Annotated in this window: 23 protein-coding genes and 1 tRNA gene; 7 read left to right on the top strand and 17 right to left on the bottom strand. The window is 66.4% G+C overall.

Annotation, left to right across the window (positions count from 1 at the left end):
* The first annotated feature begins 17 nt into the window (after positions 1–17).
* Positions 18–1,169 carry an NAD(P)/FAD-dependent oxidoreductase gene (locus HAPAU_RS11410; RefSeq protein WP_066382701.1) on the top strand — a complete coding sequence of 384 codons (1,152 nt, stop codon included), beginning with the start codon at positions 18–20 and terminating at the stop codon, positions 1,167–1,169.
* Positions 1,170–1,559: 390 nt separating this feature from the next.
* Here the strand turns inward: HAPAU_RS11410 and HAPAU_RS11405 are convergent, their stop codons facing one another.
* From HAPAU_RS11405 to HAPAU_RS11390, 4 genes are all read right to left on the bottom strand, one after another.
* On the bottom strand, positions 1,560–2,384 hold the full coding sequence (locus HAPAU_RS11405; protein ID WP_066382699.1) for a nucleoside phosphorylase: 825 nt from the start codon (positions 2,382–2,384) through the stop codon (positions 1,560–1,562).
* Between the two features lie 105 nt (positions 2,385–2,489).
* Positions 2,490–2,882 carry a cytidine deaminase gene (cdd, locus tag HAPAU_RS11400; RefSeq protein WP_066382697.1) on the bottom strand — a complete coding sequence of 131 codons (393 nt, stop codon included), beginning with the start codon at positions 2,880–2,882 and terminating at the stop codon, positions 2,490–2,492.
* A 32-nt stretch (positions 2,883–2,914) separates the two neighbouring features.
* The gene (locus HAPAU_RS11395) at positions 2,915–4,258 is read right to left on the bottom strand and encodes a phosphomannomutase (protein WP_066382695.1); all 1,344 of its coding nucleotides are present in this window, start codon (positions 4,256–4,258) and stop codon (positions 2,915–2,917) included.
* 40 nt (positions 4,259–4,298) lie between these two features.
* Positions 4,299–4,769 carry a DUF5793 family protein gene (locus HAPAU_RS11390; RefSeq protein WP_066383244.1) on the bottom strand — a complete coding sequence of 157 codons (471 nt, stop codon included), beginning with the start codon at positions 4,767–4,769 and terminating at the stop codon, positions 4,299–4,301.
* Between the two features lie 150 nt (positions 4,770–4,919).
* Here HAPAU_RS11390 and HAPAU_RS11385 point away from each other — a divergent pair, with 150 nt between their 5' ends.
* Positions 4,920–5,555, top strand: a complete 636-nt coding sequence (locus HAPAU_RS11385) for a class I SAM-dependent methyltransferase (protein ID WP_066382689.1) — start codon at positions 4,920–4,922, stop codon at positions 5,553–5,555.
* A gap of 137 nt (positions 5,556–5,692) precedes the next feature.
* A tRNA-Gly gene (locus tag HAPAU_RS11380) sits at positions 5,693–5,763 on the top strand.
* A gap of 149 nt (positions 5,764–5,912) precedes the next feature.
* Here the strand turns inward: HAPAU_RS11380 and HAPAU_RS22280 are convergent.
* A complete protein-coding gene (locus tag HAPAU_RS22280) occupies positions 5,913–7,070 on the bottom strand; it encodes an asparagine synthase-related protein (protein ID WP_245634099.1) in 1,158 nt (385 codons plus the stop codon).
* A gap of 89 nt (positions 7,071–7,159) precedes the next feature.
* Positions 7,160–7,807: a hypothetical protein gene (locus tag HAPAU_RS22275; protein ID WP_245634088.1), complete on the bottom strand. Its 648-nt coding sequence runs from the start codon at positions 7,805–7,807 to the stop codon at positions 7,160–7,162.
* A gap of 198 nt (positions 7,808–8,005) precedes the next feature.
* Here HAPAU_RS22275 and eif1A point away from each other — a divergent pair, with 198 nt between their 5' ends.
* The 3 genes from eif1A to HAPAU_RS11360 all read left to right on the top strand — a co-directional run bounded on the left by eif1A (position 8,006) and on the right by HAPAU_RS11360 (position 9,755).
* Positions 8,006–8,290 carry a translation initiation factor eIF-1A gene (gene eif1A / locus HAPAU_RS11370; RefSeq protein WP_066383241.1) on the top strand — a complete coding sequence of 95 codons (285 nt, stop codon included), beginning with the start codon at positions 8,006–8,008 and terminating at the stop codon, positions 8,288–8,290.
* 106 nt (positions 8,291–8,396) lie between these two features.
* The gene (locus HAPAU_RS11365; RefSeq protein ID WP_066382687.1) at positions 8,397–8,690 is read left to right on the top strand and encodes a hypothetical protein; all 294 of its coding nucleotides are present in this window, start codon (positions 8,397–8,399) and stop codon (positions 8,688–8,690) included.
* Between the two features lie 9 nt (positions 8,691–8,699).
* Positions 8,700–9,755 (top strand): iron transporter, encoded by a 1,056-nt coding sequence (locus HAPAU_RS11360; protein ID WP_066382685.1) that lies wholly within the window; start codon positions 8,700–8,702, stop codon positions 9,753–9,755.
* Here HAPAU_RS11360 and HAPAU_RS11355 read toward each other — a convergent pair.
* On the bottom strand, positions 9,733–10,233 hold the full coding sequence (locus HAPAU_RS11355; RefSeq protein WP_066382683.1) for a DUF2243 domain-containing protein: 501 nt from the start codon (positions 10,231–10,233) through the stop codon (positions 9,733–9,735). The two genes, HAPAU_RS11360 and HAPAU_RS11355, sit on opposite strands and share 23 nt — an antisense overlap.
* A gap of 50 nt (positions 10,234–10,283) precedes the next feature.
* Complete coding sequence (locus HAPAU_RS11350; RefSeq protein WP_066382682.1) at positions 10,284–10,679, bottom strand: universal stress protein; 396 nt, start codon at positions 10,677–10,679, stop codon at positions 10,284–10,286.
* Positions 10,680–10,746: 67 nt separating this feature from the next.
* On the opposite strand from HAPAU_RS11350, the gene HAPAU_RS11345 reads away from it, so the two are divergent.
* The gene (locus tag HAPAU_RS11345) at positions 10,747–11,022 is read left to right on the top strand and encodes a hypothetical protein (protein ID WP_066382681.1); all 276 of its coding nucleotides are present in this window, start codon (positions 10,747–10,749) and stop codon (positions 11,020–11,022) included.
* On the opposite strand, the gene HAPAU_RS11340 is transcribed toward HAPAU_RS11345, so the two are convergent.
* From HAPAU_RS11340 to HAPAU_RS11300, 9 genes are all read right to left on the bottom strand, one after another.
* Positions 11,023–12,198 carry an inorganic phosphate transporter gene (locus tag HAPAU_RS11340; protein ID WP_066382680.1) on the bottom strand — a complete coding sequence of 392 codons (1,176 nt, stop codon included), beginning with the start codon at positions 12,196–12,198 and terminating at the stop codon, positions 11,023–11,025.
* 51 nt (positions 12,199–12,249) lie between these two features.
* Positions 12,250–13,050: an HD domain-containing protein gene (locus tag HAPAU_RS11335; protein ID WP_066382679.1), complete on the bottom strand. Its 801-nt coding sequence runs from the start codon at positions 13,048–13,050 to the stop codon at positions 12,250–12,252.
* 152 nt (positions 13,051–13,202) lie between these two features.
* Positions 13,203–14,480 carry an FAD-dependent oxidoreductase gene (locus HAPAU_RS11330; RefSeq protein ID WP_066382677.1) on the bottom strand — a complete coding sequence of 426 codons (1,278 nt, stop codon included), beginning with the start codon at positions 14,478–14,480 and terminating at the stop codon, positions 13,203–13,205.
* Between the two features lie 38 nt (positions 14,481–14,518).
* The gene (locus HAPAU_RS11325) at positions 14,519–15,499 is read right to left on the bottom strand and encodes a glutathione S-transferase family protein (RefSeq protein ID WP_066382671.1); all 981 of its coding nucleotides are present in this window, start codon (positions 15,497–15,499) and stop codon (positions 14,519–14,521) included.
* A 32-nt stretch (positions 15,500–15,531) separates the two neighbouring features.
* Positions 15,532–15,765, bottom strand: a complete 234-nt coding sequence (locus tag HAPAU_RS11320; RefSeq protein WP_066382669.1) for a hypothetical protein — start codon at positions 15,763–15,765, stop codon at positions 15,532–15,534.
* A 52-nt stretch (positions 15,766–15,817) separates the two neighbouring features.
* The gene (gene pheT / locus HAPAU_RS11315) at positions 15,818–17,524 is read right to left on the bottom strand and encodes a phenylalanine--tRNA ligase subunit beta (protein WP_066382667.1); all 1,707 of its coding nucleotides are present in this window, start codon (positions 17,522–17,524) and stop codon (positions 15,818–15,820) included.
* Positions 17,524–19,026, bottom strand: a complete 1,503-nt coding sequence (gene pheS / locus HAPAU_RS11310; RefSeq protein ID WP_066382666.1) for a phenylalanine--tRNA ligase subunit alpha — start codon at positions 19,024–19,026, stop codon at positions 17,524–17,526. The genes pheT and pheS overlap by 1 nt, the downstream gene beginning before the upstream one ends.
* A 99-nt stretch (positions 19,027–19,125) precedes the next feature.
* A complete protein-coding gene (locus HAPAU_RS11305; RefSeq protein ID WP_066382660.1) occupies positions 19,126–21,120 on the bottom strand; it encodes a TRAP transporter permease in 1,995 nt (664 codons plus the stop codon).
* Positions 21,117–21,608 (bottom strand): DUF1850 domain-containing protein, encoded by a 492-nt coding sequence (locus tag HAPAU_RS11300; protein WP_066382659.1) that lies wholly within the window; start codon positions 21,606–21,608, stop codon positions 21,117–21,119. Before HAPAU_RS11300 ends, HAPAU_RS11305 begins: the two co-directional genes overlap by 4 nt.
* Position 21,609: the final 1 nt, after the last annotated feature.

Genomic DNA, 21,609 nt, shown 5'->3' with positions numbered 1-21,609 from the left:
CTCGCAGAGGGGCAGATATGACAGAGCAAGTCGTCGTACTCGGGGCGGGCTACGCCGGTGCGGGTGCCGTCTCCGAACTCGAAAACGAGCTGAGCGACGCACAGGTCACGTGGATCTCCGATACCGACCACCACCTCGTCCTCCACGAGTCCCACCGCGTGATCCGCGATCCGTCGGTGAAAGACCACATCACCATCCCGGTCGAGGAGATCAAATCGCCCGCCACGCGCTTTATCGAGGGCGAGGTCACCGATCTCGACACCGATGAGCGCGTCGTCTCGCTTGCGGACGGCACCGAGGTCGACTACGACTACGTGTTGGTCGCGCTCGGTTCCGATACTGCGTACTACGGCATCCCCGGACTCGACGAGCACTCGCTCACCCTCAAGAGTTTAGAGGACGCCCTCGAGATCCACGATGCCGTAAAAACCGCCGCCCGCGACGCCACCCGCGAGGAGCCCGCACAGATCGCCATCGGTGGGGCGGGCCTCTCGGGAATTCAGGCCGCCGGCGAGGTTGCCGAGTTCCGCGATAAGCACAACGCGCCCATCGAGATCTCGCTGATCGAGGCGCTGCCGGAGATCATGCCCGGTCAGGACCCCGAACTCCAGGGCGCGGTCAAAAAGCGCCTGCTCGGTAAGGACGTCGAGATCCTCACCGACGACCCCATCACCGAAGCCGACGCCGAGACCATCCAGTTCGACGAGGGCGAGCCCCTCGCGTACGACGTCTTCGTCTGGACCGGCGGCATTACGGGCCGGGAGTGTCTCGAAGGTGCGAACGTCGAGAAGGAGCACAACCGGATCGTCGCCGAGTCGACCTTCCAGACCGACGACGAGCGCGTCTTCGCAATCGGCGATTCGGCGATCATCGACCAGGGCGAGACCCCCGCGCCGCCGACCGCACAGGCCGCCTGGCAGGCCGCCGAACTCGTCGGCGAGAACATCGCCCGCGCGAGCGAGGGTCGTCCCCTCAAAACGTGGACCTACGAGGACAAGGGGACACTCATTTCCGTCGGGGACGAGGCCGTCGCCCACGGGATCAAACCGATCCCAATCAACACCTTCGGCTGGGTCGGTGCCGAAACCCTGAAAAAAGCCGTCGCCGCCCGCTGGATCGCCGACGTCTCCTCCGCGAAGCGCGCGAAGCGTGCCTGGAAGTACCTCTAGAGACGGACCGTTTTACTCCCCGAGGTCGCTATCCGACTACTCTCTGCTCACGGGCGCTTTGCGCCCGTTCGCACGGCCCGCGGGACCGCTGGTCCCGCGCTGGGCGCAAAAATCTCCTTCATCATCGGACAGCAAGCTGTCCGATTGGTAGCTGGAAGCCAGTGGCTTCCAGCCACATTGCCGGACTCAGTCCGGCAGGCAGTCAGAGCGAAGCTCTGACCACATCACCGGATCCCGTTGGAATCCGGTTAGCAGCTGGGAATCTATGATTTCCAGCGACATCACCAGAACACGAAGCGTTCTGGTTAGCAGCCAGAAACCGGAGGTTTCTGGCGACAAAAAGCACGGCTCATGCCGTTCGCCGCGTCCACACGCACGACATCGTGTCTCTCAGTCCAGACTCAAGCCCGCGTGCCACCGCTCGGCGCCCGCCTCCGCCTTCACCTCGTCCATCCGCGCCAGTAGCTTCACCGCGAGCGAGGCCGTCTCGCTCGCGCGGTGTTCGCCCTCCGTGCGGAACTCGCCGGTGATCCGGTTGGCGTAGACCGAACAGATCGCGCCCGCGCGAAGCCCGTAGACGTTCGCAATGGTCAGAATCGCGCCCGCCTCCATCTCGATGTTTTTGACGTTCGCCTCCCTGAGGTCCTCGACGAGATCGTCGGAACCGGCGGCCTCGAACCCCTCGAATCCGGGGCGGCCCTGCCCGGCGTAAAACGAGTCGGCGCTCATCGTGATTCCGGTGTGGTAGTCGTAGCCCAGCCGTTCGGCGGCCGCGACCAGCGCACAGACCACTTCGTAGTCGGCGCTCGCGGGATAATCCTCGCGGACGTACTCGTCGCTCGTGCCCTCCTGTCGGACCGCGCCCGTGGTGATCACCAGATCGCCGACGGCCATCCCCTCCTGGATCGCGCCACACGACCCCACCCGGATGAAGGTATCGGCACCGACCCGGGCGAGTTCCTCGACGGCGATCGCTGCGGAAGGCCCTCCGATACCCGTCGAGGTCACTGAAATCGGCACCTCGTCGTATCGTCCCGTCAGGGTCCGGTACTCGCGGTGGTGGCCCTTTTCTTCGGACTCGTCCCAGAACCCAGTTATCTTCCCGACGCGCTCGGGGTTGCCGGGGAGCAACACCGAGGACGCGACGTCCTCGGGACCGACCTCGATGTGGTACTGTCTCTCGGCGTTGGGGTCCTCGCTGTCGTCGGCTGGCATGGATCGGGATTTCCGCCCACCGCGCAAATAACCGCGCCATTCGCTCCCGGGGATCCCGCGATCCGTGCGGACGACCCGGGCCGGGGGGTGCGGGACCTCGGCCCGCTACTCCAGGTGCTCCTGGGTGATCGTGTTCGGGAGCAGTTCCCCGAGCGGATACTCGTCGTACTCCTCGTCCCGGTCGCAGACGACTGGGAACGCCTCGTCACAGAACTCCGCGAGGGTCTGTCTGCACATCCCGCAGGGCGTGACGCCGTCGCGTCGGTCGGAGCTCACGGCGATCCGGGAGAACTCGCGGTGGCCCGTCGCGATGGCTTGAGCGATGGCGACCTCCTCGGCGTGGAGGCTGTTGGAGTAGTTCGCGTTCTCGATGTTACAGCCGGTGAAGACGGTGCCGTCGACGGTTTCGAGGGCCGCCCCGACCCGGTACTCCGAGTACGGGACGTGCGCCTCGGCGTGGGCCTCGCGTGCCGCTTGAATGAGGTCCTCCGTTTTCATGGTTCGAGTACGAACGGCTGGGTGATAAAGGCCTACTCGTCGACGGCCGACTCGATGACCGCAGTGGCCTCGCCGATCAACGCCTCGACCCCGTCGCTCTCGGCGTACAGCCTGACGTAGGGTTCCGTCCCGCTCGGCCGGACGAGGATCCACGAGCCGTCGGGCCACTCAAGCCGGACCCCGTAGGCCGTATCGACCGTGGCCTCGGGAAAGGCCTTGGGCAGTGTGGTTTCGAGCCGGTCCATCGCGGGTTCCTTGCGTTCGTCGGGACACTCGACGGCCACCTTCCGGTAGGGGCGTTCAGTGACGGGTTCGCGCAACGGATCGAGCCCCCCGGCCGCTGCGATCAACCGAACGAGGACCGCCGCGCTCGCGACGCCGTCGATCCACCCGCCGAAGTCGGGATGGATGTGTTTCCACGGCTCGGCCGCGAAGACGACCGTCCCGCCCTCGTTTCGGACGCGGGCGATCCCCTCGTGAAGCGCGCCAAGCCGGACGCGCTCGATTCGTCCGCCTGCGGCCTCGACGCGCTCGTCGATCCGGGCGGAGGCGTTCGGCGTCGTCACGACGACGGGATCGGGCGCGTCGCTCTCTCGTGTGTAGCGTTCGGCGAGGATCGCCAGGATGGTGTCCTCGTGGACGACCTCGCCGTCCCCGTCGAGGACCACGATCCGGTCGGCGTCGCCGTCGTGACCGATCCCCATCTCGTGGGGGCCGTCGGCGACGAACGCCCGGAGGTCCGACAGCGTCTCGGGGGTCGGTTTGCTCCCCCGCCCCGGGAAGTGACCGTCGACGTTGGCGTTGAGCGTCGTGACCGAGGCGTCGAGGCTCGAAAGGACCTGCGGGGTCGCGAGGCTCGCCATCCCGTTCCCGCAGTCGACGGCGACCCGGAGGCTCTCGGCGCTTCCGGCGAACCCACGTGCGTACTCGACGACCGCGCGCCGGTAGCGATCGAGGACGTTTCGAGTCGTTGACTCGCCCCACTCGTCCCACTTTGCTGTGCCCGTCCCGGCGTCGAGGGCGGTCTCGATCCCCATCTCGGCGTCGCGGTCGTACTCGACCCCGTTACGGAAGAGTTTGATCCCGTTGTCCGCGGGCGGGTTGTGCGAGGCGGTGAGCATCACCCCACGACGGCCCTGCGAGGCGAAGGCGACCGTCGGCGTGGGGACGACGACGAGTCGGATCACGTCCGCGCCGGCGCTTTCGAGTCCGGCGGCCATCGCGTCGGCGAGCGCCGGGCCGGTTTCGCGCCCGTCCCTCCCGAGGACGACCGTCGTGTCCGCCTCGCCGACCGCCTGTCCGACGGCGAGACAGGTCGCCGGGGTCACGCGGTCGCTGACCGAGCCGCGGATACCCGCGGTTCCAAAACGAATCATATAGGGGCGATTTCGCTGCCGAGCATATAGGTCCCTCCCATCAGAGTTCGACGCCGCTGGGAATCAGGCTGTGTTGGCGAAGCAGGCTCCCCTCCCGGTCGTAGACGAGAAACGTCGATTTCCCGTAGGTGGTGAGCTCCTCGCCGTCGATTCGGATGATCACCCGGTAGCGCTCGTCGGAATCGGAACGCTTCCCGTAGGTCCGTGCCGCACGGATGAACCGCAGGACGTCGCCCGCCTCCTCGTTGAGTTCGAGGACGAAGTCGCCGGTCACTCGGTTGGTAACGCTCACCACGCCGATCGTCTCCTCGTCGTTGACGTCCCCCTGCAGCCGGAGTGCGACGTCGGTCTGTCCCGCCGCGAGGAGCTCGCCGTCGGCCCCGGTCAGGCGCGCCTCGAGCTCGTCGGCTGGGCCCTCGAAATCGATGACGACCGTCGGTGTCGCCGGCGAGCCACCCTCCTCGACCCAGTCGATCCCGCGGACATCGAGCGTAAAGTAATCGCGCCTCATCAGTTCGTAGAATCGTATGAACCGCGAGGCCATCAACGTAACGCCCGTCGCACCGGGAGATGGCAGTTTGTAGCCCGGTCCCGTCCAACCGGTTTTCGTCCTCGGCACGTCGACCGGAGGGGGTTTACCCGCCCGTTGTCGACCCACGGTATGGACGAGTCGCGGACCGTCCGCGAGACCTACGACCGGATCGCAGCCCACTTCGCGAGCACCCGCGAGCACCCCTGGCCCGAGGTCGAAACGTTTCTCGAGGGTCGGGAGGGATCGCTGGGACTCGATATCGGCTGTGCGAACGGGCGACACGCACAACTGCTCGCCGCCTGCACCGACCGCGTCCTCGGGGTGGACGTGAGCCGCGGCCTCCTCCGAGAGGCCCGCGATCGGGCGAACTCGCGGCGGTTCGCCGTCGATCTCGTTCAGGGAGACGCCGCGACCCTGCCGATCCGCCCTGGGCGGGTCGATATAGCGGTCTACGTCGCGACGATCCACCACCTGCGCGACCGAGAGACGCGGGTACGAAGTCTCGACGAACTCGCGCGCGTACTCGGGCCGGACGGCCGGGCGCTGGTCAGCGCGTGGAGCACGGCCCACGATCGGTTCGACTCCGAGGAGGGCTTCGACACCACCATCGAGTGGACGCTACCGGGCGGCGAGACGCTCCCCCGGTTTTACCACATCTACGCCCCCGAGGAGTTCCGCGCGGAAGTCGCGGACAGCGCACTCGCGCTCGAGGCCTTCGAAGTCTCCAGCGGGAACTGCTATGCGACGGTGCGAAGAGAACAGTAAGGCCCTTAACCGGGGCGCAGGTAGTGGGAGGTACGCTGCGTTCGTCCGTTCGCGCCGGATACGGTGTGGACGACGCGCCGGTGGTGAGCAGTTCCGAAGGAACTGCGATCCTCGGCGCGAACGAGCGAAGCGAGTTCGCGCCGGTGGTCTAGTGGCAGGACCTGAGCCTTCCAAGCTCATGGCCCGGGTTCAAATCCCGGCCGGCGCATTTTCCGACACGACAAACGAGGAGCCATCGGACCCGCGTTTCTGTAGCGTGGCGAACTGCGCCCCACGTCGATTTGAACCGATGAGCGGCCTGAACACGAGTAATCAGTGGGCTCGTGGGTCACGTTTCACGATCCTCCCGAACCGGATCTACGATCGAGGGACGCTCTCGATACCGGAGTGCGGTGTCGTGGCGACCGACCGCTCCGCGTGTGCGAGCCGCCGTGTGAGCGGCATCCGCAGGAAGGTCACGAGCGTGTACAGCGCCGCGAGGTTGTCCGCGCCGTCGAGGTGGTTCCGGTAACACTCGTTGACGCCCTCCCAACTCAGGAACGGCAGCGACCGGATGAGCTCCTCGTGTTCGTCGATCGTCTCGCGGACGAACCCCTGTGACCGGATAAGTTCGGCGTGGTCCGTCCACGGGCCGGCCGTCCAGTGGGGTTCCTCGAGCGGCTTCGAGAGGTGGCGGCGTTTGAACGCCGTCGCGATCCGCCCGATCGGTTGGAGCGCGGCGGGGGACGACAGCGGGACGTTCGTGCTCCCGTGGGGGATCTTCGCGAGGTCGGGATCGAGGTATTCGATGGTTTTTCCGATGAGGTTACCCCGGAGGAGGGACGATGCGGGCGTTGAGAGGAACAGATCGATGAGGCGGTTGTCTAAAAAGAGCGTCCCCGACGGCATCATCTGGAGGGTGCCGTAGTAGAAGAACTGCGAGGTCCCGTTGGTCAGCGGACACCGACTACAGATCGTCGCTTCCCGCAGGGAGCCGTAGGCGACGCCGTGATCGACGATTCCCTCGCCCTCGCGGGAGACGTTCGCGGCGTACACGTCGTCCATGTCCCGCGAGAGCGCGTCGCGGATGTAGGCCGGTGCCGCCGAGACGCGACCGGCGACGTACTCCTCGACGCTTTCGACCTCCTCCTCGACCGGGACGGGGAACGATCCGAGCCCGCCGAGTTCGATCGTCGGCGTCGGGATGTGGTTGCCCTTGAACAGCATGTCGCCGTAGTGGCCGGTAAAGAGGTACTCGACCTCCTCGCGGAGGGTCTCCTCGAACCCGGCGGCGTGCATCTGGTTGAAGTAGCCGACGAAGTTCCCGGCTCGCGGCGTCTTTCGCAGGGTATTGGCCTGGTACTCCCGGCCGCGCCGGAGCAGCGTGATCGGAACGCCCGCCGCCGTGGCGACCCGGCGGGCGATCCGAGCCTCCGGGTTGACCCAGTCGGCGAGGTGATAACAGTGGACGTCCCGATCGGCCGCCCGCAACGCCGCCAGCGTGAGTCGCGAGTCGCTCCCCCCGCTGAGCAGCAGTCCGTACTCCGTGTCGGGGTCGGTTCGCTCCTCGACCGCCTGCGTGAGCGTCTCAGCGAGCTGCCGGACGAAGTACCCACGGGGTTCGTCTACCGGGTCGTAGTCGGGCGTCCAGTACCGCTCGGTTTCGACCGTCGTTTCGTCGAGCGAGACGGTCGTGACGGGTCCGGGCTGGAGGCGTTCGACGCCCGAAGCGGCGTTTTGACCCCGAACGCCCGCTGGAGGGAGAAGTACTCCGCGAGGTACTCGACGTCGAAACCCGTCTCGACGGCCGGGTGAAGCGGTAGGGACTGGACGTTCGTCGAGAAGACGAGGCCTCCATCGGTGGGTCGATAGTAGTGGATCGCCCGACTCCCGAGTCGGTCGGTGAACAGCGAGACCCGCTCCTCGGATCGGTCGTGGACGACGCCGGCGAAGGTGCCGTTGAGGCCGGCGACGAACCCGGGACCGTACTCCTCGTACAGCGACGCACAGTAGGCCGCGGGCGGCTCGTCGGGAACCGTATACCCGTCGGGGCCGTCGAACCCCCAGACCGACCCCCACAGCCAGACCGTCGTATCGCCTTCCTCCCCTACCGGTGGTGGTCTCGAGGGGTGCGTGGCGATCCCCACCGTCACGTCCCCCGCTGTGTACTCGTCCGTCGACTCCCGATCGCTCCACCGGAGATCCGTCGTCAGCCGTTCGGTCTGCTCGCTTTGCAGTGGCTCAGTACCTGTCGCTCCCCATATCCCAACCATAGTTCTCTCAGACAGGCTTTCGGCTTGAATGTTGTCATCTCTCTGTTCTAGTGTATAGTTCTCCCGTGTGATATAATGGGACGCGGCGTTCGCGGGCGGACCGGAGCCCGTCGAGCCGAGTCACCGAACCGCTGGTCCGTGCCACGCCGAGACGCACCGGAACACACGATTTAACCGTCTCCCACACGTATGCCGACTGTGAGCGAAGAAAGCGGGCGTCGGAACCTCCGAATGCCCAACGACGACGAGATGTTCGCCGTCGTCACCGACATGCTCGGTGGCGGGCGCGTCAGACTCCAGTGTAACGACGGCAAAGAGCGCATGGGCCGGATCCCCGGCCGAATGCGCTTTCGAACCTGGATCAACGAGGGCGACGTCGTCCTGATCGAACCGTGGGACTGGCAGGACGAGAAGGCCGACATCGAGTGGCGCTACAAGGGCCAGGACGCGGACCAGCTCCGACGCGAAGGCCACATCGACTGACTCCCCTTTCGAGGACGACGCGCCCGTACAGCCAGCGGTGCGTCCGCCGTTCCGGTGTGGGAGTATCATGCCCCAGAGTTTTCCGACTGCCCGGCCTCCATCGGGTATGGACGAGATGGACGTTCCCGACCCGGAACTCGGCACCGCAACGATCGTCTTCGAGACGCCGGAGGGCGAGGTCGAACAGATCACGGTCGAAAACGAGTACATCGTTTACTTCCAGGACCACTGGCAGGTCAAAGCCGGTGAGGACGACGAGGGCAACGACGTCGTCCGGCGGATTCCCAAAGAAAAGGTCTACTACGTCGAGCGATCGGTCGAGGAGTTCCAGGACCGGATCGATGCGCTGTTGGACCGGGCGAAGGACCGCTTCGATCTCAACTCGCTCAACTTCGGCTGAATCGGTATCATGCAGCGTCGTGACGCCCTTCGCTCCGGAGTGGCACTCCTCGGCGGAGCGTCGCTTGCGGGCTGTCTCGACACCCTCGGCTCCGAGTCGGCCTGGCGCGACCTCGTCGTCGACCGTCCCGAGGCGGTCTACGTCCCCCCGGAGATCCACGGGATGGCGACGTGGGCGAGCGTGAACGCCGACGGGTACGACCTCACACTCTTCGCGAGCCGGCCGCACGGGTTCTGGACGGTAACCGGCACCGAGACAAACCAGGTCGCGATGCGCGAGGCCCATTCGGTCCACCTGATGGCCGCCGTCCGCGAGCCGGCCTCGGGGCGATACCTCCCAGCGGAGGTGCGCGTCTCGATCCCCTACGAGGGCGAGTCGACTGACCGGACGCTCTGGCCAATGCTCTCCCAGCGGATGGGGCCACACTACGGCGACAACGTCACCCTGCCCGGTCCCGGGACTTACCCGGCGACCGTCCAGGTCCTCTCGGCGGGGATCCGCCACCGCGACCGGACGACCCGGTTCGATCCCGGCGTCCACGAGGTGGAGTTCGAGTACGACCCGGCGGCGATCGAGGCGCTCGACCGGACCGTCCTCGACGAGGACCGACGGGGCGAACCCGGGGCCGTCGAACCGATGGGCCACGGCCGAGGTGAGCATGCCGAAGGCGGTAGTCACGTCGAGGGTCACTCGGCGGTTCCGACCGCACCGTCCGTCGAGGCGTTTTCTACCCATCTAAAGACCGGGACCGTCGGCGACTGTCGAGTCGTCGTGGCGCTCGACGGGAACTACCTGATCGCCTCGATGCGGACGCCGTACAACGGGTTCCCACTGGCGTTCGCGTCGCTGTCGGCGCGGATCGACCGCGCCGGGTCGAGCGACACCCTCGCCCTCTCGGAGTCGTTCGATCCCGAGCTCGGCTACCACTACGGCGCGCCCGTCGACCTCGACGGGGGCGAGCGGGTGACGATAGCGATCGAGACGCCGCCGCAACTGGCGCGCCACGAGGGCTACGAGACGGCGTTTCTCGACCGGGGGGAGTTCAGTCTGCGACTTCCTCCGTAGTTCCCCGGGGACCGCGTCGCCGGTCGGCGACCCACAGTGCGAGCAGGCCGGCCCCGAGCATGAGCAGGCTGACGAGTACCCACGGTGGATTCCACGCTTCGGTGCCGTGGACCACGTCGTGGATCCCCAGCAGGTAGTGATCCACGGTCCCGTCGAAGACGTTGAACACGCCGGCCCCGACGAGGCTCGCCCCCACGACGACGAGCCCGGACAGGGGCTCTCGGGCACGATTGACCGTCCGCCAGAGCATCACCGCTCCCAGTCCCGCGATCAGGAGCATCGTAAGCGAGAACAGCCCGTCGAACATGACGTTCGTCCGTAGGCCGTCGTAGGTCCGCGGATCGTAGACGCTCGAAAGCAGGTGATGGGTCTGGAGGATCTGATGAAAGACCACCACGTCAAGCACCGCGCCCAGTCCGAACCCGAAGACCCCGCCCCACAACAGGAGTGCCCGTCGGTGCCCACCGGTGTCGCTCATGGACGGAGTTCGGCGCTCGGTTCCAAAAGCGTACGCCCGGAGCACGCAACCTACGGGATGAGCGTCACGGGCAGGTCGCTCTCCTCGATTACTGCCTCCGAGGCGCTGCCGACGACGAACCGTTCGAGCCGCCCGCTCGTGGCCCGACCCATCACGACGTGATCGTAGTCCCCCCCTTCGGCGAGTTCGACGATCCGCTGGCCGACCTTTCGGGCGGCCCCCGATTCGCGGACGATGTCGGTTTCGACGAGTTCGGGCTCGGTATCGAGACCCCCTTCCGCGAGTGCCGCGCGAGCGCGCTCGAACAGTTCGTCGGTCGTCTCGGTTCGCTCGGCGGCGAAGTGGACCACGGCCAGATCGGAATCGAACCCGCGGGCGAACTCGATGCCGAAACGGAGCGCGTCGAAGCTGCTGTCCGAGCCGTCGATCGGGATGAGGAGCTGCATACCACACAGCAACACCCGCCGGGTGAAAAGTGGACACGCTTTCGGTTCCGCGGTCCGTCCCTCCGATATGGGCTGTGAACTCTGTGGGCGCGAGATCGAGACCACGACCCACCACCTGATCCCGAAGAACAGAAAAGAGAGCCCGACGGTCCAGCTCTGCCAGCCCTGTCACAAGCAGGTCCACGCGACGTTTACCCACCACGAACTCAGACAGGAGTACGACACGATCGAGGCCCTGCGCGAGGCCGAGCGCTTGCAATCGTTCGTAAACTGGATCAGCAGGACCGACAAGACCACCATCCGAGTCGACGACAGCGAGCGAGTCAGGCGCTGGCGGGACTGACTACAGGCCGAAAACCGGCACGAACCGGAAGGTGAGATACGCCCCGACGGTTGCGAGTGCGGGGACGACGTTCTGTAGGAGGATCACGCGGGCGGTCGTCCCGGGGTCGAACAGGTCCGTGGTTTTCGGGATCTCCTCGGGGCGTTCGTCACCGATCTTCGGGAGGGGCTCGCCCTCGCGGTCGGCGGCCAGCGCGCCGACCGAGACGTTGGTTCGCTCGCGCCCGCGAACGCCCGCCGATATCGTCGTCGTCCGAGTCGCACGCCCCCAGCCGAGGCCGATGATGCTCATCGTGGCGACGACGACGAAGCTCGCGGGGATGCCGGCCGCAGAGAGCAGGGAGATGATGGTCGCGCTGACGACCGCGACGACGATCGCGGCGGTCAGCGGGAGGTCGGTGATGTCGTTGCCGAGCGTTTCGAGGGTACGTCTGGCGATCGTAAACGCTCCCAGTCCGGTCGCCGCGGCCGCAAGTATGATCGCGGGGTTCATCGCCAGCTCGCCGCTTCCGACGAGCGGGGCGACCGCGTTGGCGACGTTGCTCGCGCCCGAACTGAACGCCATGTAACAGCCGATCCCGATCAGGACGAGCGTTCCGACGACCTCCCGGCGGTTTGCGCTCTCCCCGGTCGTGATTCGCGGCACGGGCCCGGAGCGGTCGAGGACGAACGTCGACTCGTCGGTTCGCGGAATGGAAACCAGCCGGTTGAGATACGCGTAGAAGTACCGGCCGATGACCCCGCTGATCCAGAAGGCGATCACGGGTGCGACGAGCCACCACGTGACGATTACGCCCATCGTCGCCCAGTTGATCTCGCCGGTCGCGATTCCCAGCCCCGCGATCGACCCGACGGCGCTCATCGAGGTCGAGGCCGGAACGCCGAAGACGTTCCCGACGAACAGCGCCCCGCCGATGAAGAAAAGAACGGTGATACTCACTTCGAGGCTGAACAGCGAGTTCGGGACGATATCGCCGCCCAGCGTGTTGACGACCTCCCGGCCGAGGGTCCACCCGCCGACGAAGAAGAACACGGTCATCAGTGCTGCCGCGCCGACCTTCGAGATCGCGTTCGATCCGACCGCGGGGCCGAACGCGGGACCGGTCGTCGCCCCGCCGACGTTGTAACCGACGAACGCCGCGACCAGCACACCGACGAGAAGAAGGGCGTCGCTCATGGTGTCTCGACGGCGGGGACTCGGTTAAGCCGTGTCATCCGTCCTCGTCGATCAGAGTTCGATCCGCTCGACGAGTTCGTTCTCGCTGCGGGTGTTGATCGCGACGATCCGGACGAAATCTTCGAGCCCCGAGTCGTCGAGTTTCGCCTTCAGCAGGCTGTCGACCTGATAGACGCCCGCCGCGTCGGTCATCTCGATCTCGACGTGGACCGGGATGTCCTCGCCCTCGTGGAGCGAGACGCGCTGGATCGCCTGGCTCGAGACGGTGTTGATCCCCCGGCCACCGCGCTCGTAGGGGTTGCGAGAGCGCCCGCGCTCCATGTCGAGGCCGTCACAGATCCGGATGACGCCCGCCTCGCGGGTCAGCGGGACTTCCTCGGTGTGGTGACAGAGGATCGCGTGGAGCACCTCGCCCTTGATCCGGACCTGCCCGTCGATCCCGTAGAACTCCGGGAGGATCCGGTTGAGGATATCCGCCGCCAGCGGGATCGAGTAGTAGGTGTGGTCCGAGCGGTGGACGACGTGGCCGATGTCGTGGAGCTTCGCGGCCAGCGCGAGGATCACCGCCTCGTCGGCCTCCTCTAACCCCTGATCGCGTGCCCCGTTGAACTCGACGCCGCCGCGCTTGAGCAGGTCGTAAAGACAGAGCGCGCGGTTCAGAACGATCTCGATGTGTTTCTCGCCGTGGTCGTTGTAGCGCATCCGGGTCACGGGGTTGACGTTCTGGGCTTCGAGGTAGGTCTGGATCTCCTCGTCGGTCTCGATAAAGGAGAGGACCTCGTTGAGCCGCTCGTCCGGGAAGGCGTGCTCGGCATCGGGATCGTAGTGGCGATTACCGGTCGTCTCGGCCATACACCCCGGTCCGTCCGCGAGGTAGAAAAACCCCCCTTTAGGCGGCGTCGCTCGGGGTCTCGACGAGTTCGGCGGAGTCCGGTTCGACACCGCGGCCGTCGCTGCTCTACGCGTGGGCGATCCCTCGGTCGTGGTCGGAGTGAGGCCAGCCGTCAGAACTGCGTCGGGACCTCCCGCTCGAACCACGAGTCGTCCACGCGAACGGGATTGGGGCCGAACGCGAACAGTTCGGCCGTTCGTCTCGCGGCGGGAGTACGCGGGGCGACCGAGAACAACGCCCGCAATGCGGGCCGACGGATCGATCGCGGAAGCCGATCGCCGTGGAGGACGAGCGCCGTCAACGCCCGTTCGGCCCGGCGCTGGGCCTCGATCACCCGTTTGACAGGGGGGCGACGCCGCGTCTCGTAGCGCGCGAGCGCACAGGCGGGAAGCGGCCCGTCGCCGGGATCGAGCGAGAGCGCACGGGCGATCGTCTCGTGGGCGGCGACGGCGTCCGCGATGGCCAGTACGTTCCCCTGCCCACCGACCGGCGAGGCGATGTGGGCCGCATCGCCCAGCAGCAGGAGGCCGCCGTCGACCCACCGCTCGCTCAGTCCGGGTTCGATCCGGAGCAGGCTGCAGTCCTCGAAGCTTTCGAGCGCGTCGGGGAGCACCCCGTCGAGGCCGGGATCGACGCTCGCGACCCGCTCGCGGAACGCCTCGATCCCCCGCTCGCGAAGGTCGGCATAGCTCCCTCGCGGGATGAACCAGCCGGCCTGTGCCACGCCGCCGCCCAGTCCGAAGTAGAGTAGCAGGCCGGCGTCGTCATAGCGGGCCTGTGCGGCCTCGCCGACGGCCGCTGCCGGCAGCTTGAACCACAGCAGGTCGAGTTTCGATTCGAGTCTGCCGGGATCGATTCCGGCGCTGTCTCTGATCGTCGAGTAGCGACCGTCGGCGCCGACGACGACCCGCGAGCGGAGCCTCACTGCGTCGCCGGTCCGGCGATCCGTCGCGAGCACGCCGACGACCCGCCCGCCCTCGGTGAGTAGGTCACGTGCGGGCAGCCGATCGTGGTACTCGAAGGTCGGGAACTCGGCGGCACGCTCGATGAGCCGTTCGAGCAGCGGCGGCTGTTCCATCAACAGCGCGTAGTCGTGGCGTCCCCCGAGCGCCTCGAAGTCGATGGTCGGGTAGGGTCGCCCGTAGACCACCACCTCCGGGCGCGAGACCCGTTCGTGGGGCAGTTCGAGAACGCTTTCGAGGAGTCCCAGTTGCTCGAAGACGTCGAGCGCGAGCGGCTGGAACAGGTAGCCCCGGAACTCCCGATCCAGCGCGGCGTGGCGCTCGACCAGGGTCGTCTCGATGCCGCTTCGAGCGAGCAGATAGCTCAACAGACAGCCTCCCGGTCCGGCCCCGACGATCACGACCGTCGTTTCTGCCTCCGAATCCATGTCGGTAGATAACACGCCCCGAGACGATGAACCCGCCGCTATCGAATCAGCGCGCCAGGCGGCTCGCCCGCCAACTCGTCGCGGTCGTGGGGTTCCTCGAAGTCGAGATCCGGCCCACGGGCGACGATCCGTGAGGGGTTGACGTCCGGGTGGGTGGTGTAGTAGTGTTCCGTGATGTGGTCCATGTTCACCGTCTCGGCGACGCCGGGGGTCTGGTACAGATCGCGCAGGTAGGGCCAGAGGTGCTCGTAGTCCCGGATCTGCATCACGTTACACATGAAGTGGGTGTGATAGACCTGATCGAAGCGCACCAGGGTGGTGAACATGCAGATGTCGGCCTCGGTGAGGCGATCCCCGGCGAGGTAGCGCCGGTCGGCGAGAGTCGAATCCCAGCGATCCAACGTGCTGAAGAGGTCCTCTATCGCCTCGTCGTAGGCCTCCTGTGAGCCCGCAAAGCCCGCCCGGTAGACACCGTTGTTGATCGGCTCGTAGATCGCGTCGATGATCCCCTCTACCTCCTCGCGATAGCCCTCCAGGAAGAGGTCCACGTCGCGGGTCGCCTGTTCTTCGGACTCGGTATCGAACATCCGCAGGATCTCCTTCGATTCGTTGTTGACGATGGTCTCCTCTTTCGTGTCCCACAGCACGGGCACGGTCACACGGCAGGTCACATCGGGGTCCGCGCGGACGTAGAGTTCGCGGAGGTACTCGGCCCCGTAGAGGGGGTCCTCGGTACAGCCCTCCTTCTCGGGGGTGAACTGCCAGCCATCGGCGTCCCGGAAGGGGTCGACGACCGACACCGAGATGGCGTCCTCCAAGCCCTTTAGCGATCGTGCGAGAAGGGTTCGGTGAGCCCACGGACAGGCGTACGAAACGTAGAGGTGGTATCGGCCCGCCTCGGCGGGGAACTCCTCGCCGATCCAATCGCGAAACGTCGTCTCCTGGCGCTCGAAGGCCCCCTCCTCGTTCGTGGTTTCGTAGGCGTCGGTGCGCCACTCCCCGTCGACCAGGTGGTTCACACGGACTCTAGGGGTCGGAGACGTAAAACCGCTCAGCCCGCGTCGGGTACGGAGGTGATGACGTACCACTCGTCCCACTTCTCGGCGTTTTCGGGTCGCGAACGGCGCTCCACTTCGACGCCGTATGCGCCCTCGGCGTGTTCGGGACAGATCGGTCGTACCTCGTCGCCAGTCACCTCGACGTAGATACCGCCGCGCGGATCGATTTCGTCGTCGCAGTCGTGACAGACGAGCGAGGGTGGGAGGGTTCGGCCGATCAGGTCCATGGCGGGCGTTCGCCCGCCACCGTGATAAGTGGTAGCCAGCCGTCGCGCTCGTTCACTCCAAGGTGTCCAACCGGAACTCGAAGGCCGCGACCGGGAGTTCGAGGTCGTGTTCGACCAGCACTTCGGGGTGGATCTCGCCGACGACTCCCGCCGGTTGTCCGTCGATCACGACCGACGCGGCCCGTCCGTCGATGAAGGTCGGATGCTCGGTCGGCGGGGTTTCGAGGTCGACTTCGAAGTTCCGGGCGAGCGCCTGCAGGACTCCCTTGGCGTCCTCGTAGGAGGCGTCGGTCCGAGCGAGCACGCCCGCCACCGTCCGGCGCTCTCTGACGCCGGTTTCCGTCGAGTCGTCCAACTCGGCGGCGAAGCCGACCTCCGCGAGGTTCTGGGGATACGAGCGGTGCGTGTTGTTCTCCAGAACCATCACCAACGAGGGTAGCGCCCACGTCCGCACCATCGTGTAGTCCTCGCTGTAGGGTTCGCGGATCGTCGCGGGGTCGCCCGCGCCGAGGACCCCCTCACCTGGCGTTACTCGGAGGCGCTCGTAGTTCTCCGCCTCGTTGATCAGGTGGAAGTTCAGCGTGTCCTCGAAGCCGAGTCCCACGAGGACGTTCCGGGCGGCGTCCTCCAGTCGAGTCCGTTCGTGGCGAGCGCCGACGGTGCTCACCTCAGGATACTTCGGGATCAGCCCATCGAAGCCGTAGGCCCGGCCCACGTCGTCGATCAGGTCCACCGGATGGAGGACGTCGACGCGATACGGCGGGACCTCCACGTCGTAGGCCGTCTCCTCGCCGAGAACCTGCGTCGCAGATAGTCCCGCACGCTCGAAGCAGTCGATGACCGTCTCGGGGTCGAACTCCATGCCGAGCATCCCCTCGATGCGCTCGTGTGAGACGCGCTTTTCGCGGATCTCGAAATCCGGTCTGAGGAGCGTCCGGTCGGGGTACTCGACCTCGACCTCCTCGATGGTCGCGCCGCGGGCCGACAGCGCGTAGCAGACGATCGCACACATCTTGTCGATCGTCCACTGGTCGGTGCCCGTGAGCTCGACGAACAGCTCGCGGGAATCGGTCGAGACCTCCGTGCGCCGCCCGTTGATCACCGGCGGGAACGAGAACAGCCCGAGTTCGTCGTAGATCGCCGGATACCGTTCGTACTCGCTCACGAGATCCGCGTACTCCCGGCCCGTCGGGTGTTCTTCGAGCACCTCCGCGGGCGTGAGCTCCGCGTCCGAGTCGAGGGGGACGAACCGCGGTCCGTCGGGGTCGACTCCCGTATACCGGATCGACGGGCCGCCCTCCTCCGATACCGACTCGCCTTTCAGCATCGTCAGATCGTGGATCCCGATCGCACCCTTCGCGCGCTTGCGGCCCATCGTCGCGTGGAGCTTCTCCTGGAGCTGGATCAGCGAGTCGAGTCCCTTCTCGTCGAGGTCGATTCCTCGAACTACCGCACCGGTGACGTACGGGCGCTCGTCGGGCACGCTGTCTTCGACCTCGATCGTCCAGTCGGCGTCGTTCGTCGGCGGGACGTAGGTTCCTCGATCCTCGCCGTAGTGGTACCTGAGCGAGCGGGCGACGCCCTCGACCGAGAGGCGATCCAGCCGGTCGGGCGCGAACTCGAACTGGAGGTCGCCGTCTTCCGTCTCGCCCTCGTACTCCAGACCCAGCCCGAAGAGGTCATCCTTGAGCCGGTCGTCGTCCCTCTCGGTGCCGGTCAGCTGCCGCAGTTCGTCGGGGTCGATGTCGACGACGGGCATCAGTAGATCACCTCCGCGTTCCGGAGGAACTCGATGTCAGCGAGGGTTCCGTGCAGGTCGCGGATGTCCTCCGCGCCCGTGATCAGCATCGCGAGGCGTTCGAGCGCGAGTCCCCACGCCATCACGTCACACTCCACGCCGAGCGGTTCGAGCACCTCGGGACGAAACATCCCCGAGTTGCCGATCTCGATCAGTTCGCCCGTCTCGGGGTGATGGCCGAACAGTTCGAAGCTCGGTTCGGTATAGGGGTTGTAGTGGGGTTTGAACTGGAGGTCGGTGATGCCGAAGCGCTCGTAGAACTCGGTGAACGTGCCCTTCAGGTCGCGTACCGAGAGGTCCTCAGCCATCACCCACCCCTCGATCTGGAAGAACTCCAGCAGGTGGGTCGGATCCAGCGTGTCGTTCCGGTACACTTTCTCGACCGAGAAATATCGCTGAGGCGGTTCGAGGTCACCCACCGCCTCGCCCGAGAGGTATCGCATCGACAGCGAGGTGGTGTGGCCGCGCAGATCCATCCCGCGGGCGACCTCCTCGGTCCACGGCGAGTGATAGCCCTCGCCGTCCTCGCCGACCCCTTCCAAATGGGCCGAGCGCACGCGGTCGAGGAGGTCCTCGGGCAGGTTGTCCATCTCTTCCGGTTTTTCGAGCGCGAACTGGTCCCAGTGGGTTCGGGCGGGGTGGTCCTGGGGCATGAACAGCGCGTCGTTGATCCAGAACTCCGAATCGACGTGCGGGCCGTCCATCTCCTCGAAACCCATTCCCACCAGAACGTCCTTCACGCGGTCGGCAGTCTGGCGCAGGACGTGTTTCTTTCCTCCCACTACCTCGGCGGCGTCGGCCTCGACGTTGTACTCGGCGAATTCTACCGCCTCCCACTCGCCGGTCGTGAGCAGCTCGGGGGTGATCTGGCCGACGGTCTCGCTCTCCTCGATCCCCTCCATCAGCGCGGTGACGCCCTCCTCTGTCACCGTCACCGAGCGAACCGTCGACTCGCGCCGGGCGACGAGATCACGTCGAGTGAGGTCGTCGAGGACCGACTCGTCGGTTACGGGCTCTTCGGCCGCGATCAGCGCCAGCGCGTCGGCTTCCTCGTCCTCCTCTCGACCCGCGGTCGCCGAGAGTTCGCCCGAGTCGATCTCACCATACCCCTTCCGGGCGTAGTTCGACAGCGCGATGTCGACTTCCGAGCCCTCCAAACCGGAGCGTCCGATGACCTCGCCCATCGAGACGGGCTCCTCGTCGGCGTCGAGTTCGAGGGCGGTCTCGTAGAGCCGGCGCTCGGGTAGCCCCATCTCGACGTACGTCTCGCCCTCCTCGGTGAGCGAGACACCCTCGATCTCCTCCTCCGAAACGTCGAGCAGTCCCTCCTCTTCGAGGGCGAAGACCGCCCCGGTGACGGTCTCGGGTTTTTCGCCGAGTTCCTCGGCGAGCCGTTCTATCGTGCGATCCTCGGTGGCACTGGCCGCCTCGAGGACCGCCGCCTGTGTCGGTGCCAATCGCATTCGTTGTGTGAGTGGTCGAAAGGCAGTCGTTTAGCGGTTCCGGACTGGTGGTCGTGATTCGCTGGGTCGGATGTGTGAAAACGGATCGAACGAGGGTGTTCAGTTCGCGCTCGTGGCGGGCGTCGCGCCCCGGCGCACCGTGACGTACTGGCGGAGGAACACGGCGGCGATGACGGCCAGTCCCACGAGATCGGCCGTCGTCCCCGGATAGATGAGCGCCACCGCGCCCGCGACCAGCGCCACCCGTTCGAGCAGGTGGGTCGGCGCGTAGAAGTAGCCCTGCGTGCCCGCCGAGAGGGCCACGACACCGATGACCGCGGTGACGACGCCCGTGACGATAGCGGTCGTCTCGCCGATCAACAGGAGTTCCGGGCCCAGCACGAACAGGTAGGGAACGAGAAAGCCCGCTGCCGCGAGGTTGACCGCGGTGAAGCCGGTCTTCCAGGGATCGGACTCGGCGATGCTGCTCGTGGTGAACACCGCGAGCATGATCGGCGGAGTAATCGCGCTGATGATCCCGAAGTAGAAGATGAAGAGGTGGGCGGCGAGCAGTTCGACGCCCAGCGCGGTGAGCGCGGGCGCGCCCAGCGCCGCCAGCACGACGTAGGCGGCGGTCGTCGGCAGCCCCATCCCGAGGATGATCGAGGTGATCATCGTCAACACCAGCGCGACGATGACGATCCCGCCCGAGGCGGTCGTGATCAGCGAACTGAACTTCAGTCCCAGCCCCGTGAGCGTGACGACCCCGACGACGAGGCCGGCGGTCGCACACGCCGCCGCGACGACGATGGTCATGCGCATCCCGCGATCCAGCGCGTTGACGGCGGCGACGCCCGCAGCGCCGGAGAGTCGGGTGAGGGTGTCGACGTCGCCCCGCGGGAGCGCCCCCGCGAACTCGCGGGCCGAAGACAGCGGGATCGCGACGACGGTCGTCAGGAGGATGGCGACGAACGCCGCGAGCATCGCCGAGTAGCCCGCGACCAGCATCCAGACGAGCGCGATCAGCGGGATCGTGAAGTGCGCGCCGGTTCGCAGCAGGTGCCAGGGATCGGGTAGTTCGCTCCGATCGACGCCCTCGAGACCCTGTTGTTTCGCGCGGAAGTGGACCGCGGCACCGACGCCGAGGAAGTACAGTAGTGCAGGGATGGCCGCCGCCGCGATGATGGTGACGTAGCTGATTCCTGTCCACGCGGACATGATGAAGGCGCCGGCACCCATCACCGGCGGCATGATCTGCCCGCCGGAGGAGGCAGCGGACTCGACGGCGGCGGCATACCGGTCCTCGAAGCCGCTGCGTTTCATCAGCGGGATGGTAAACGCGCCGGTCGTCGCCGCGTTAGCGACCGCACTCCCGTTGAGGCTGGCCATGAAGCCGCTCGCGAGCACCGATGTCTTCGCGGGCCCGCCGGTAGTCCAGCCGGTCGCCCCGTAGGCCAGATCGATGAACCAGTCGCCGACGCCGGTCACCTCCAGAAAGGCCCCGAGGATGATGAAGACGACGACGAACGTCGCGCTCACCCCTAGCGGGATGCCGAAGATCCCCTCCGTGGTGAGATACGAGTGGGCGATGATGCGGTCGATGTCGTAGCCCCGGTGGATGAGCGGGCCGGGCATCAGCCGGCCGTAGTAGGCGTACGCGAGGAAAGCAAAGCCGATGATTGGTAGCGCCCGTCCGGTCGCCCGGCGGGTGATCTCCAGAACGAGGAGAATAGCGATCGCGCCGAAGACGAGGTCCCGCGGCAGGGGCGAGCCCGAACGCTGGGCGAGCGTCCCGAAGCGAACCGCATACGCGATGTAGAGCGTGCTCGGAACGCCAACGGCTAGGAGCAGCCAGTCGTACCACGGCACGCGGTCCGTGTCGGCGGCCCGCGCGGGGAAATAGAGGAGGGCGAGGATCACCACCGCCGTCAGGTGGATCGAGCGGTTGATGAACGCTCCGGGTGTGCCGAAGCCCGCGATGGCGATGTGGTACAGCCCCGCAAGTACTGCCACTGAGAGCGCCAGTATCCGCGTCTTGCCTCGGAGGTTCCGGCCCCGTTTCTCCTCGGCGTCTGTCAGTCCGTCGGTCGCTTTCGTTTCAGTGGTCGTGCTCATAGCGTCTGTAGCCTGTAGTGGAGATATCGGAGGGAATTTACCCGCTCGACGGCGAATCGGATCGACTCCCACTCGTCGGTGTAGGCCGACAGCGGGCGTTCCTCTCCGTTGATGATCAGGGTCTGATCGGTGTACTTGGCCACCCGGACGGTAAAGGTGTCGAGGCGTCGGTCCATGTGCAGGACCGTAAAGCCGTCCTCGCGCGTCTGGTTGCGTTCGGTGTACTCGAGCCCGATAGCGTGGTACTCGAACTCCTCGCGTATCTGGACGATTCCCTCCTCGTGAACCTCGTAGACCTCGCGAATCGGGGTCTTGTCGAACGAGTGGACGTAGTGGATGGCGAATCGATCGCCCTCCTCGACACGTTCGACGCCGAGCGTCTCGCCGGTCCGTGGGTCCGCCAGTCGCAACACCGTCACGTCCGTCGCGACCAGCGGGGAGACGAGGGCACCACCCACCAGCGCGGAGAGCACTCGACGGCGGCGCATC

Origin of the sequence: Halalkalicoccus paucihalophilus (assembly GCF_001593955.1) — an archaeon.
GTDB classification, from domain to species: domain Archaea; phylum Halobacteriota; class Halobacteria; order Halobacteriales; family Halalkalicoccaceae; genus Halalkalicoccus; species Halalkalicoccus paucihalophilus.
Note: the sequence above shows the minus strand (reverse complement) of the source record. Positions and strands in the feature narration are given on the sequence as shown.